This is a genomic window from Actinoalloteichus fjordicus (genome assembly GCF_001941625.1).
GTDB lineage: Bacteria > Actinomycetota > Actinomycetes > Mycobacteriales > Pseudonocardiaceae > Actinoalloteichus_A > Actinoalloteichus_A fjordicus.
On the sequence record NZ_CP016076.1, the window covers coordinates 2,280,786 to 2,293,718 of the forward strand.

9 protein-coding genes are annotated in these 12,933 nt (G+C 70.5%); 5 read left to right on the top strand and 4 right to left on the bottom strand.

What is annotated here, in order from left to right; genetic code table 11:
- Positions 1-34: 34 nt before the first annotated feature.
- The 4 genes from UA74_RS10325 (at position 35) to UA74_RS10340 (ending at position 6,544) form a co-directional block, all read left to right on the top strand.
- Positions 35-1,651 carry a serine/threonine-protein kinase gene (locus UA74_RS10325; RefSeq protein WP_232237710.1) on the top strand — a complete coding sequence of 539 codons (1,617 nt, stop codon included), beginning with the start codon at positions 35-37 and terminating at the stop codon, positions 1,649-1,651.
- A 157-nt stretch (positions 1,652-1,808) separates the two neighbouring features.
- Positions 1,809-3,956: an AIPR family protein gene (locus UA74_RS10330; protein ID WP_075740044.1), complete on the top strand. Its 2,148-nt coding sequence runs from the start codon at positions 1,809-1,811 to the stop codon at positions 3,954-3,956.
- A 499-nt stretch (positions 3,957-4,455) separates the two neighbouring features.
- On the top strand, positions 4,456-4,884 hold the full coding sequence (locus tag UA74_RS10335; RefSeq protein ID WP_075764276.1) for a YciI family protein: 429 nt from the start codon (positions 4,456-4,458) through the stop codon (positions 4,882-4,884).
- Between the two features lie 316 nt (positions 4,885-5,200).
- A complete protein-coding gene (locus UA74_RS10340; protein WP_083683089.1) occupies positions 5,201-6,544 on the top strand; it encodes an RNA polymerase sigma factor in 1,344 nt (447 codons plus the stop codon).
- A gap of 394 nt (positions 6,545-6,938) precedes the next feature.
- Here the strand turns inward: UA74_RS10340 and pcp are convergent, their stop codons facing one another.
- Complete coding sequence (gene pcp / locus UA74_RS10345; RefSeq protein ID WP_075764278.1) at positions 6,939-7,601, bottom strand: pyroglutamyl-peptidase I; 663 nt, start codon at positions 7,599-7,601, stop codon at positions 6,939-6,941.
- Positions 7,602-7,728: 127 nt separating this feature from the next.
- Positions 7,729-8,550, bottom strand: a complete 822-nt coding sequence (locus UA74_RS10350; protein ID WP_075764280.1) for a DNA polymerase subunit beta — start codon at positions 8,548-8,550, stop codon at positions 7,729-7,731.
- A gap of 381 nt (positions 8,551-8,931) precedes the next feature.
- Between UA74_RS10350 and UA74_RS10355 the strand changes: the two genes are divergently transcribed.
- Positions 8,932-10,215, top strand: coding sequence for a glycosyl hydrolase family 8 (locus tag UA74_RS10355; RefSeq protein ID WP_083683090.1), 1,284 nt, complete (start codon positions 8,932-8,934; stop codon positions 10,213-10,215).
- A gap of 289 nt (positions 10,216-10,504) precedes the next feature.
- Here UA74_RS10355 and UA74_RS10360 read toward each other — a convergent pair whose 3' ends face one another.
- Together UA74_RS10360 and UA74_RS10365 are read right to left on the bottom strand one after the other, a co-directional pair.
- On the bottom strand, positions 10,505-10,816 hold the full coding sequence (locus UA74_RS10360; protein ID WP_075740049.1) for a winged helix-turn-helix transcriptional regulator: 312 nt from the start codon (positions 10,814-10,816) through the stop codon (positions 10,505-10,507).
- A gap of 260 nt (positions 10,817-11,076) precedes the next feature.
- Positions 11,077-12,531, bottom strand: a complete 1,455-nt coding sequence (locus UA74_RS10365) for a phosphatase PAP2 family protein (protein WP_075764284.1) — start codon at positions 12,529-12,531, stop codon at positions 11,077-11,079.
- Positions 12,532-12,933 lie beyond the last annotated feature (402 nt).

The following is a 12,933-nucleotide window of genomic DNA, read 5'->3' on the forward strand; positions in this document are numbered from 1 at the left end:
GGCTTGGATCGGGGTCCGGCGTGGAGGTGGGAGCGTGGCGGGGGAGACGGGCGGGCCGTCGGAAAGACGGTTACTCGCGGGGCGTTATCGGATAGACGGGCTGCTCGGCAGGGGCGGCATGAGCGAGGTCTTCCACGGCTACGACGAACGTCTGGATCGACAGGTCGCGATCAAAGTGCTGCGTCCGTCGTCGGCCGGGTCGGTGCCTGCCGCGCCGGACAGCCCCGCAGCGGTGGAGATCCTCGACGCGCTGGAGCGGGACCGCAGACGATTCCTTCGGGAGATCCGCACCACCGCTCAGCTCGAACACCCCGGCACGCCTGCCGTCTACGACACCGGCATCGAGACCATGGCTGACGGCAGTTCGCAACTGTGGCTCGTCATGCAGCTCCTCCGCGGTTCGACCTTGGAGGCCGTGCTCGACCATACGGACTACGCCTCGTCGTCACCGGACGTGGCCTGGTCGGCGGCGATCGGAGCCCAGATCGCCGCAGTACTGGCCGATGTTCACCGGGTCGACGTCGTCCACCGCGACATCAAGCCTGCCAATGTCATGTTGGTGGACGGTGGACTGGTCAAGGTGCTCGACTTCGGCATCGCCATCCTGCGCGGCGCCGGGGCACTGCCGAGGCTCACCCAGGTCGACAAGACCGTGGGCACGCCCGTGTACATGTCCCCGGAGCAGTATCGGGGCAGGATCGTCACCTCCGCGTCCGACATCTATTCACTGGGCTGTCTGCTCTGTGAGCTGCTCACCGGGGATGTGCCGTTTCACGAGACGGTCGGCTCCTCGCTGCGTGACCAGCATCTGTCGTCCGCTCCGCCGTCCGTGCGAGCGCGTCGGGCCGCCTTGTCGGGGGAGGTCGATGAGCTGGTGAAGTCGATGCTCGCCAAGGAACCGTCGGCCCGGCCGTCCGCGACTGAGGTCTACGCGGCACTCGTGCCGTTGATATCTGACGCACGGTCTACCCCGGTGGATGGCCACCGCGATCCGACCGACCCCTTTCGGCGACCGCTGCTGGCTGCGCCTCGTCCGCGTTCATCCGGCGGTGACCGGGGGAGCTTCACCGACGCCGAGTTCGATCGACTGAATGCCAACGTGCAGGTGTTATTGGATGACGACAGGCCGTCGCAGGCGGTCAGACTGATCGAGGACGCCATCGAGCGCGCAGGCGACGACCGGGCACTGTCGCTGTTGCTGCGGGAACTCCACGGCGCCGCCCTGTTCAACGCGGGGGAGTACACGCGTGCCGCCAGAGTCCTCGAGGTCGTCGTAGATGATTACCTCGAGTTCCGGCAGGCGGACGATGCTCGGGCGCTGAACGCTGCCTATCAGGCCGGCCATGCGTACGCGGAGATCGGCAAGCCGGACAAGGCCTTGCCCCAACTGCGATTCTACGTGCAGAACGCGGTCAACAGCGATGACAGTGACGAGTCGGCCAGGATCTTCGAGTCACGATTCGTCATCGCCCAGATGCTTGCCGTCGCGGGGTACGTCGATGAGGCACTGACGGAGCTGGATGGCATCCGCCCGATGCTCATCGACGCGTTCGGCTCCGACTCGGCTCAGGTACGCAACCTCGCCCGACAGCGACAACGACTGGGACTGCCGGAAGCTGAGCCGGACGGGCGCCTGCCGCTCGAAAAGTGATTTCGGCGGCTGCGATGGACGGCCGGACGACTCGCCTGCTCTGAATCTTGCGTCGAGTCAGCCGGCGCTGGGCGTTGATTCGGCGGGGAATGATATGACTTGTGGACGATCACGGGGCCTGGTGCGTGCCCGGATTCAGCCGGCGTAGGAGTTGAGCATGAGCAGCGTTCGCGGCAGCCACGGCGATGTGACCCTGCAAGTCCGTCAGATCGAGAAGGCGCTGCGCCGGGTGTACCTGGACTCGGGTCTGCTCGACGTCAGCGATCTCGACGGTAAGGCAGAGGAAGAGCGCAGCCCGCGCCTGCTGTCGAGGGCATTGACCGCGCAGGCCGTTCGCCTCGTCACCGGCTTCAGCCCGCAGGACGCCGCACAGACGGTCATCGACGGCGCAGGTGACCAGGGAATCGACGCGATCGCGGTCGTCGAAGGCCCCGATCCGCACGTCTACCTGGTGCAGGCAAAGTGGAGCAGGAAGGGTCGGGCTAGTAGCGATCGATCTGCCGTCCAGGAGTTGCTTGCCGGGCTGCGACTCATCGATGACGAGGACTTCGCCGAGTTCAACCCCCGTGGTCGACTTCTCGCCGAGGCAGCCAAGGCCGTCATGGTCGGGGATGCGGTTCCGATCACCCAGGTCATCGTTCTGATGCGGGCCGACGACGTGACCGAAGGGTTTCTGCACGCGCTTGCCATGGGGGAGAAGGAGTTCAATCGTGACGGGGACGTCCTCAGTCACCGCATCATCCTGGCTGCGGAGGTCTGGGATTCGGTGCGCAAGGACCTCACGCCCGAGCCGATCATGCTGAGTGCCGAGCTGTTCCCCTGGTTCATGGTCGGCGAACCCTACGAGTCTTATCAGGGTGTGGTCCTGGCCGAGCAGGTCGCCGAGTGGGTCAGCCATGGATCGAACCTCTTCAACCTCAATATTCGCAACCCGCTCGGCAGAACCCCGATCAACAACGAACTGGTGAACACACTCACTCAGGAGCCCGGTCACTTCTGGTACTTCAACAACGGGATCACGATTCTCTGCGAGTCGGTGGACAAGCCTCGAACCTCGCTCCGTACACCGCACGCGCGTCCACTCGGGCTCACACTGCGCAATGCCAGCGTCGTCAACGGAGCTCAGACGGTTCGGTCCGTGGCCGAGGCCGTCGCCGCCGACGAGGCAGCGGCCTCGGCGCAGGTCGGTGTGCGCATCATCGTGACGGGTCAGGCCGAGGAGTTCGCCAAGCAGACCACCCAGGCGACCAACCGGCAGAATCGTGTCGAGGCCCGCGATTTCATCGCGCTCGATCCGGTGCAGGCAGAGATCCTTCAGGAGATGCGTGCCGAGCTGGAATTGGAGTACAGCGTCCGGCGCAGCGAACTGGAACCGCAACCCGACACGGGATGCTCGGTCGTCGAAGCCGCGTGTGCGCTGGCCTGCGCTCACCCCGACAGCCAGTACGCGGCGCGGATCGCGACCACCCTCGACGGACTGTGGGAGAGGGGATCGCAGGGCATCTATGACACCCTCTTCCGGCCACGGCCGGGCGCCTATCTGATCTGGAACGCCGTACGAGTCCTTCGCGAGGTGCGCCGCAGTCTGCACGCGGTGCGTGGCCGATACGAACGACGCGGGGTCGCGTTGATCGATCACGGAACCTTCCTGATCGCGCACCTCGTCTTCCGGCGACTGGACACCGAAGCCATCGACGAGCCGGACGAAAAGCTGGAATGGGCCGAGCACGCTGTCCAGCGCACCTCGACTCTGGTGAAGGAACTGATACCAGAGGTGCTGACCGCGATCGATGAGCTCTTCAACGAGCGCTCCCAGATCAGTGCGGTCTGCTCGGACGTCGCGCGGTGCCGTGAGGTCGTCGGCAGGCTGCTCTCCTCGTCCGAGGAGCCGGCGAATCAGGCGCGGACGGACAAGTACCGCCGTGCCTCGACCCAGCGGAAACGTCGTAGGCCCAACGCCGTCTCGGTGTTGATCGACAAGGGTGTCCTCCACGAGGGAGACGCACTCACCCTCAGCGCCGGATACCCCCTGGAAGCGGCGGCATTGCGGGACTGGCTCACCGAGGACCCGCAGCGTGCTCGCGCGACCTGGATTCCGCACCGCACCAAACCGATCCTCTGGGCGGCCGACGGCCGACAGTACTCGCCCTCCGGCTTGATCTCGCACATCTGGGAACTCGCCGAGTGGAAGGAACGACCGGTGGCGAATCAGGGCACCGCGCGGTGGGTGCTGAGCTCGGGCGAAAGTCTCGCCGATCTGGCCTGGCGGGTGCTCAGCGACATCGAGGCGGCGGAGGAAGTCTAGAGATCGTCGTGTCGCTGCGATGATGTGCCGACTGCCACGCCCCTTCTTGCGCTCTGCACTGTGCCGAGGCCGCTGACGCATGGGCGTAGGGAAGCGAGTGAGCCTGCCTAGATCGACGACTGGCCCACGCTCGCGACGATCACCGAGGGAGCGGCGGTCGGACACTCGGCCGCCGCCATCAACAGGCTGCGGCGGCGCGGCCTTGGACCCGGTTCGTACTGGCTCGTCCTCCTCTTCGCCCCTGCCCGGTTCTTTACCACGACCGTCATGGCGGGTTCTCGGACCACGACCCGGCTCTGAACTGGTCAGATTCTGTGGTCACGGACGCGATCACGGCGCGGCCATGAAGACGATCTCCGAGAAAGACCCCGAGGAAAGTTCTCCCGCGCGTCGATCCCGCCCCACCCGTTCGACGCCCAGCTGAGAGCCGGGTTTGCCTCCCCGCACGGTGGGGGCAGCCTGCCACTGACGACTCGAGGGCGATGAGGGAGAACTGACGATGCGATTCATGATTCTGATCAAGGCGAACGCCGAGACCGAGGCAGGCGTCCTGCCGAGCGAGGAGATGCTCGCGGCGATGGGGCGTTACAACGAGGAGCTGGCCAAGGCGGGCGTGATGCTCGCGGGCGAGGGCCTCCAGCCGAGCGCCAAGGGTGCGCGGGTGCGCTTCGCCGACGGCGGGACCACCGTGATCGACGGGCCCTTCACCGAGGCCGAGGAGTTGGTCGCCGGATTCTGGCTGATCCAGGTGAAGTCGAAGGACGAGGCGATCGAGTGGGTCAAGCGCATTCCCGCCACCCCGGACAGCATGCAGGAGGTCGAGATCCGGCAGGTGTTCGAGGCTGAGGACTTCGGTGCGGAGTTCACGCCCGAGCTGCGCGACGCCGAGGAGCGGTTGCGTGCCGAGGTGGCGTCGCAGCAGAGCTGACCTCGCCGCCCCGCCCACGGCAGCTGCGCCGGGCCGGCGTGCTCGGCGAGCTGCCTGCGCCGACCGGTCCTGAGCCGCCAGATGCGCGACGGCCTGCGCCTGCCGACGGGCCGCGGCCCGGAGTGGTCGGCAAGCGGTCGGCAACCAGCCCCCGGCACCGGCCGGGCGATGATCGACGCGGCCGAGCGCAACCGGGGCCTGCCCAGGCCGGGGCGCCTCGCCTGCCGCAGGCAGCGCTCACCGGAACAGCCTGCCGACTGGAACAGATCGGCAGTCTCCCGCCCGCGCGTCGGGGACATGTGCTTCAGTCGGCGCCATGACGGCTTCTGACACCCGGCGCGCGATCGACGCGGTCTGGCGTATCGAGTCGGCGCGGCTCATCGCGGGTCTCGCCCGGTTCCTGCATGATGTGGGGCTCGCCGAGGAGTTCGCGCAGGACGCGTTGGTCGCCGCGTTGGAACAGTGGCCTGCGGAAGGAATTCCCCGCAATCCGGGCGCTTGGCTGATGACCACGGCGAAGCGGCGTGCCATCGACCATCTGCGTCGCAGGGAGCGCAACGCCCGCAACCTCGAGGAGCTGGGCCGCGATCTCGACTCCGGGGGCGGTGCGATCGCGCCGGACGCCGCCGCAGGCCTGGACGGCGAGGACATCCAGGACGACATCCTGCGACTGCTGTTCGTCGCGTGTCACCCGGTGCTGTCCGCCGACGCCAGGGTGGCGCTCACCCTTCGGCTGCTCGGCGGTCTGACCACCGAGGAGATCGCGCGGGCCTTCCTCGTACCGGAATCGACGATCGCCCAGCGGATCGTGCGGGCGAAGCGGACCCTCACCACGGCGGGCGTCCCGTTCGCCATCCCGGCCGAGGCGGACCGCGCCGAGCGGTTGTCCTCGGTGCTCGGGGTGATCTACCTGGTGTTCAACGAGGGCTATTCCGCCACGTCCGGGGAGCACTGGACGCGGCCTGCGCTGTGTGAGGACGCACTACGCCTCGGCCGGATGCTCGCAGGCCTCGCGCCCAGGGACGCCGAGGTGCACGGCCTGATCGCCCTGATGGAGATCCAGGCCTCGCGGCTGCGGGCGCGCATCTCCCGCTCGGGAGAGCCCGTCCTGCTGCTCGACCAGAATCGGGCGCACTGGGATCAGCTCCTCATCCGGCGCGGCCTGGCGGCGCTGGATGAGGCCGAGGCGCTGGCTCAGCCGCGCGGGCCCTACACCATGCAGGCCGCCATCGCCGCCTGTCACGCCAGAGCCAGGACGTCGGAGGAGACCGACTGGGTGCGCATCGCGGCGCTCTATCAGGGGCTCGCCCTGCTCACGCCCTCTCCGGTGGTGGAGCTGAACCGCGCGGTGGCGTTGTCGATGGCCTTCGGCCCGGCGGTCGGGCTGGAACTCGCCGACACGCTGGTGGGGGAGAAGGCGCTGGCCGGTTATCACCTGCTGCCGAGTGTGCGCGGCGATCTGCTGTATCGGCTGGGCCGGTTCGCCGAGGCCCGTACGGAGTTCGAGCGGGCCGCCGCACTCACCGGCAACGCACAGGAACGTCGTCTGTTGCTGGATCGCGCGGCCGAGTGCGGGCCCGCCGGGGACGGCGAGCGCGATGCCGAGGAGGGCGGTGACGTCCGCAGTCGCTTCGCACCGGCCACGATCGACGCGAGCTAGGCCGGGCCGGGAGGCGCTCGACGACATCGTCGTTCCTCGAGCAGCGACCACCCCACCCGAGGCTCTCGGCGGCGACCGCGTGGCGTCCTTGGGCTCCGACGCCAGGACCGGATCTCCCGGCGCGTTGCTCGAGCCACGCCGTCGCTGATCAGCCCCGGTCGACGTCTGCGGCGGCCGCACCACGCCACTGGCCGACGGGCCACCCTGCTGCACACCCCGTCGCCGCCGAAACAGCCCCGGCGGCACTCTGCCCGGCGGGCGTAGACCAGACCCGCTCGTCGTTCCGCCGCTCCCAGGGTTTCAGGCTCTCGCGGCACCGCGTCCCGGCTGCCCCAAGGCGTGCCGCTGCTCCGAGACTCCGATCGCCTCGGCCCTGCCCGCCCCAGACGACCGGCTAATGCGTGGCACCGCCGGGAAGGCGCGTGTCGACCCGCACGGCCAGGCTCGTTCGGACGATCGTGAGCAGCGCCGCCGCGATGACCGGCACCGGCATGCTGGGCTGTGTGCCGTCGGTGACCTGCTCCGGGGCGAACGGGACGTGGACGAAGCCGCCTCGGGCGCCGGGGCCGTCGTCACCAACGCCTCGGGCGCCTGCCAGCTCGTGCATGAGTCGGTAGAACACGTGATTGCAGGTGAAGGTTCCCGCCGTCTGCGACACCGAGGCGGGCACGCCCGTCCTGCGCAGCTCCGCCACGCAGGACTTGACCGGCAGGGTGCTGAAGTACGCGGCCGGACCGTCCACCACGACGGGGACGTCCACCGGCTGATCGCCTGCGTTGTCGGGAATCCGGGCGTCGTCGATGTTGATCGCGATCCGCTCCAGGGCGATTCCCGGCCTGCCGCCCGCCTGCCCGACCGCGACGACGAGGTCCGGTCTGCTGCGGTCCAGCGCCGCCGCCAGCGCGGGTCCGCAGCGGGCGAACTCCACGGGAAGCTCCGCCACGTGCAGCTCGGCGGTGCCGTCCCAGTCCCGTCGTGCCTGCGACACCGCCCGCCACGACGGGTTCACCGACGCCCCGTCGAAGGGCTCGAAGCCGGTCAGCAGGACGGTGGTCATGGGCGCGCTCCTCGGCGGGACGGCGGGGACGGCACCGATGGTGCGGCATCGACTCGGCATGGCGGGCGGCGGGGCCACCAGCGGGATCTGGTTCGCGCCTGCCGTTCCGGGGCACGTACCCGGCGGTTCAGCCCTCCCGGAGCAGCTCGGTGATGTCCTGGTGCAGCCGCTCGGCGGGCGCGAGTCCCCATCGCGCCGCCGCCTCGTCCGCCAGCTCCCGGCTCCACCGCCAGCTCTCCCGGACCGCCGCCCGTACCGAGGCCGGGTCCAGCGTCGAGGTCGTCGCGGCATAGCGGGCGACGTCCTCGGCGGGCAGGTCCGCCTCCAGCGCCCGGCTCGGCGTGAGCCAGTGCTCGGTAGAGCCGCGCAGCAGCCTGCACAGCTTGAGCTGGTGGGGCGCGACCATCGAGGCCAGCCCGGCGTGCGCGCGGGCCGTCTCGCCCCTGGCGAGCACCTGCGTCACCATCAGCGTCCAGTTCGTCAGCTCGTCGACGAGCTGACGCGCCGTGGCGGCCTCGTCCGGCGCGGGGACGTCGGCCAGCTCTTTCGCGACCGGACCGAGCAGCCCACGGCGATCCAGCAGGACGGCGCGGTCCGGTTTCGGCAGCCGCACCAGGCCCCGCCAGCCAGCGAGCTGTTCGGCGCTGCCGCTTGCAGGCTCGACATGGAACTCGCCCCGCATCAGGTCGTCGAAGACCACGGCGAGGATGCCGAACATGTTGGTGTAGGCGAGCAGGAGCGGGGCCAGGCGGGAGACGAACTCCGCGCCGTCGAACTCGTCGAGATGCTCGTCCAGGACGAAGACGTAGGCCTCGATGTCGGAGTGGGCGTCGGCCTCGCCGAGCGTCCACGACCCGTACAGCACGACACCGTCCAGTCGGGGATCGGCGTGGGCGACCTCCCGCAGCCGGTGCACTCGGGCGTCGAGCAGGGGGGAGGGAGAGGACATGAAAGGTGCCTCCTGCGGGCTGGTTCTGACTGGCGGAGCAGAGAGTGTGCCGCGCCCGCTCAGGTCGGGAGACGGCGATCCGACCATCCTGGTGGTGCCGGTGTCAGGCGCTCGAACCGGCCCGCGCGGGCGCAGCCGAAGGCGACTGCCGCCGCCGGACCCGCCGGACCGGCCCTCGGCAACGCGTCTGCCGGTCCCGGAGGTGAGGCAGGCGGCTCGGCGGCAGCAGGCCGAATCGACGTCCCCGATTCCACCGCCCGACGGCATCGGTTGGCACGGACGCACCAATCACGGCCGCCGGCCTTGACCGGGTCGTGACCTGCCTGCCACCGTCTCAATCGGTCACTGGGGACCCGACGAGGAACTTCGAGGTGCGGCGTGATGCGCGGTGTTCGAGCAGCAACGGCGTTACCGGTGGCCGTCGCCGCCGTCCTGACCCTGGTCGTGACGACGGGGATCGCCCATTCGGGCCAGCCCGCCTCGCCTGTGGCCGCCGACGCGGGTTCACCTGCTCCGCCGTCGAACTCGCAGGCGGAGCCGGTACGGCCGGGAGCGGTGATCGCCCCGTCCGCCGCCCGCGCCGAGCAGGAGGCGGCCGTGGCCGAGGTCTACGCGGCGTGGAAGGCGGCCTTCGTTCGGGACGACTGTCGGGACGACTGGTACCAGGTGTACTCGCCGGACGCGTACGAGCCCTACGTCGCCGAGGGCCAGGGTTACGGCCTGGTGATCACCGCCCAGATGGCCGACGTCGACCCGGACGCCCAGGAGATCTTCGACGGCATCCTGCGTTACGTGCTCGACCACCCGTCCGCGCTGGACCCCGATCTGATGGCGGGCGCGCAGGATCTGTCCTGCAACACCACGGGCGGACAGGACTCCGCCACCGACGGGGACATGGACATCGCCTACGGGCTGCTGCTCGCCGACGCGGCCTGGGGCAGTGCAGGCGCGGTCGACTACCACGCGCTGGCCGTGACGCGGATCAACGCCATCAAGCGCAGCGAGGTGCATCCCGAGACGAACCTGATGGAGCTGGGGGACTGGGCTCACCCGGAGTGGACTCCGCAGCTCTACTGGGGAAGTCGCACGTCAGACTGGATGTTAGATCATTTTCGGGTGTTCGGAGCGGCCACCGGTGACGCGGACTGGGACACGATCCGCCTCGCCCATCAGGACCTGATCGAGACGCTGCAGGACGACTACGCGCCCGACACCGGGCTGCTGCCCGACTTCGTCCAGGACACCGGTACCAACCCCAGGCCCGCCCAGGGACAGTTCCTGGAGAGCGAGACCGACGGCTACTTCAGCTGGAATGCCTGCCGCACGCCGTGGCGGATCGGCGTGGACGCGCTGAACTCCGGCGACCCGCGCTCGGTGGCCGCCGCCCAGCGGCTCGACGACTGGATCCAGGAGTCCACCGGGGGCGATCCCGACCAGATCGGCACCGGTTACCGGCTCGACGGCACCCGGTACGGCACCGGCTCCGATGCCGCGTTCTTCGCGCCCTTCGCGGTCGCCGCCCTGAGCGACCCGGACAGCCAGGAATGGCTGGACGCCCTGTGGGCGAAGATCCTGGCCACCGACGTCGACCCGCAGCGGTATTACGCCGCGAGCATCCAGCTCCAGGTGATGCTGATCGTCAGCGGCACCGGCCTGACACTGTGACGGCCCGCCCGGGGCGGGTGCCTGCGATCGGGTACCCGGCTGCCGGGCGGCCCGGCGGAGCACGGCGCTGCGGGCGGCTCGCCGCGACGAGCCTGCGGTGCACGGCTCCGCCCGCGAGCGAGGCTGCGGGCACACCGCCCGGCCGGGCCGGGGCGCTCATGCTCGGGGAACGACGTCGTTCGTGCGACTCGGCGGTGGCGTGTCGGCACAGCCCGATGAAGCGAGCCTCGTGGCGAGACCGCAGCACGCCCGCCCTCCACGGCGTGCGGACCTCCCCGGCAGCCTCATGTCACGATCGCCGATCCCTCCCGTCCGCCGCCTCCTGAGCCGTGGCGATCTCGGCGCCGTGTTCGTCCGCCCACCCGGAGAGGGCGTCCAGGGCAGGCAGCAGGCTTCGGCCGAGCTCGGTGAGTGCATAGTCGACACCGGGTGGCCGGTCGTGGGCCTCCCGGCGGAGCAGCGCGTCCCGGTTCAGACGTTGCAGCGTCTCCAGGAGCACCTTGGTGCTGACCCCGCCGATCGTCGCCCGCAACTCGACGGGCCTGCGCGGCCCGTCGCGCAGCGCGTGCAGCACCACGATCGTCCAGGTGTTGCGGAGCAGATCGGCCGCTGTCCTGGCCGGACAGTCGGCAGGAGGCCGCGCTCACCGGAAGGGCTCGTCCTCCCGGCCTGCCCGCCGGGCTGGGCGAGCCGGCCCTCGGCGGCGTCCGGCAGACCCGGTCTCCACCGGCCCGTTCCGCGGGCCAGCGGCGGGCCTCGACGCCCGCGACGCGCCCCGCACCAGGTCGGACCGGCCCGGAACGACGGGCCGGTCCGGCGACCGGGCTCGAATGATCGACGTGTCCGACGGTTCGAGGAGACTCAGCGGGGTCGACGCACCGGGGTGATGTGCTCGCCGCCCTCGGCCTCCGGCCTCGGCTCGGGCCTGGTCGGCGGACGGCCGTCGGGTCCCCGCTTGGCGGGCTGCCCGGCGGCGTGGGGCTGGGCGGACGGCGGCCGGGAGGCGGGTCGCCTCGGCGCCGCGCCTGGGGGAGCCGCTCGGCCGGGGGCCTGCGGCGTGAGACGTCCCGTCGGCTGGGGCGCGGGCAGCTGCTCGGTCGCCCCCAGCTCGGTCGTTCCCTGACCAGCCTGCGCCCGCTCGGTCGGGCCTCGGTCGGTCGTCGGCCGCCCGGTCTGCGCCTGCCCGACGGCCGCCTGAATCGTGGCCGGTTCGGGGACCGCGCCGGCCCTGGGCGCCGCCCCGGCTCCGGCGACGTCGGCCTCGGCAGGTCCGGAGCGGTGCGATGCCGGCCGTCGGCTCGCCGAGCCGGGGGGCCGTCTGCGGTGCTGTGTCGCGCCGAGGACCGCCGTCGCCTGCGGATCGCTGCCGACCGCCGCCGTCCCAGCCCTGGGGTGCACGGTCGTCGGGGCCTCGGCACCCGTCGAGGCAGGCCCGGGTCGGGCACCGGACATCGCCGGGCTGCGATCACCGGGGCCGCCCGGTGCCGGGCCTCGGGCGGGCACGGGCAGCCGTACGGTCGCCGAGTCGGCAGGCGAGGTCACCACGGCCGGGCCCCGCCGCATCGGCGGCGATGCGTGGTCCTCGGAGCGTTCGTCCTCGTCGGAGTCCCGGCCGCTGGGGATCAGCGGCCCCTCGGCCACCGCCCAGCGCAGCGCGGGCACGCCCTCCGCCCACTCCACCAGCCTGGTCGTCGGCCGCAGGCCTGCGATCAGGATCACGGCGGCGACGGCCGCACCGAGGAGCAGCCCGACGGCGACGTCGTGCGGGTAGTGCGCGCCGACGAAGACTCGGGAGAAGGCGGTGAGCACTGCCGCGACCAGTACCCAGAGCGCGGTGCGACGCCAGGCGATCGCCAGCCCGACGGCGGCGGCCGCCGCGAAGGTCGTGTGGTTGCTCGGGAACGACCAGTCGCCCATCGGCGGGCATGGCGAGATCGGCAGCACCTCGATCGCCTGGCACGGCCGGTCCTGGCGGATGATCGACTTGGCGACGTTGCTGATGAGGTACGACGTCGCCGTGGCGAACGGGGCCAGGAAGGCCTGCGCCGTCGTCGCGGCGTCCAGCCCTCGCGACCGCCACCAGTTCACCGCCAGCACCACGACCAGCAGGATCGGCAGCGCCTCGGTGCCGATCTCTGCTAACCAGTGCACCCAGCCGGGGGTGCCGTGGGCGAAGTCGACGAGGTCCCGGTACCAGGTCGCGCTCATGCCTGGAATGCCCTCGACCTCGACCGTGGTCGGGCGTCCGGCGGGGAAGCGCGCGACGGCCCCGACCTCGGCCTGCCACGGGCCGGTCGGTGTCAGCCAGCGGAACACGGCACCTCCATAGCTTTGTCGATCATGAACCAGGAGTGTATGGAGTCTGACATTCCGGCCACTGCGACGCCTGTCCTCCAGACGTCTGGCACCCTGGTCAGGTTGATCGCCACCTCGGATGCCGTCGGTCGAGAGAGTGTTCTCGGCGGCGTGAGCAGACTCGGCGAAGATCCTGCTCCGACGGCCGGTCTCTGGTCCTTCCCATCGGAGGCCCTGCGCCCTCGGTGAATCCGCCGTTCGGGGATCGCCGGTCTGGGGGACACCTGTGTCGTGTCCAGGGGACCGCAGCTCGATGGCCGCAGATCACGTCTGGCACCGCGCAGCCGTGCCTGCGGGGCGCACCCTGCCCGGGGCGACGTCGTGTGACGCCGACCAACCCGCTCGCAGCCGGGCCGTGACGCT

Excerpts from the sequence above, each read along its gene's own strand:
- UA74_RS10330 (WP_075740044.1), top strand. The coding sequence starts at position 1,809 with ATGAGCAGCGTTCGCGGCAGCCACGGCGATGTGACCCTGCAAGTCCGT.
- UA74_RS10335 (WP_075764276.1), top strand. The coding sequence starts at position 4,456 with ATGCGATTCATGATTCTGATCAAGGCGAACGCCGAGACCGAGGCAGGC.
- UA74_RS10340 (WP_083683089.1), top strand. The coding sequence starts at position 5,201 with ATGACGGCTTCTGACACCCGGCGCGCGATCGACGCGGTCTGGCGTATC.
- pcp (WP_075764278.1), bottom strand. The coding sequence starts at position 7,601 with ATGACCACCGTCCTGCTGACCGGCTTCGAGCCCTTCGACGGGGCGTCG.
- UA74_RS10350 (WP_075764280.1), bottom strand. The coding sequence starts at position 8,550 with ATGTCCTCTCCCTCCCCCCTGCTCGACGCCCGAGTGCACCGGCTGCGG.
- UA74_RS10355 (WP_083683090.1), top strand. The coding sequence starts at position 8,932 with ATGCGCGGTGTTCGAGCAGCAACGGCGTTACCGGTGGCCGTCGCCGCC.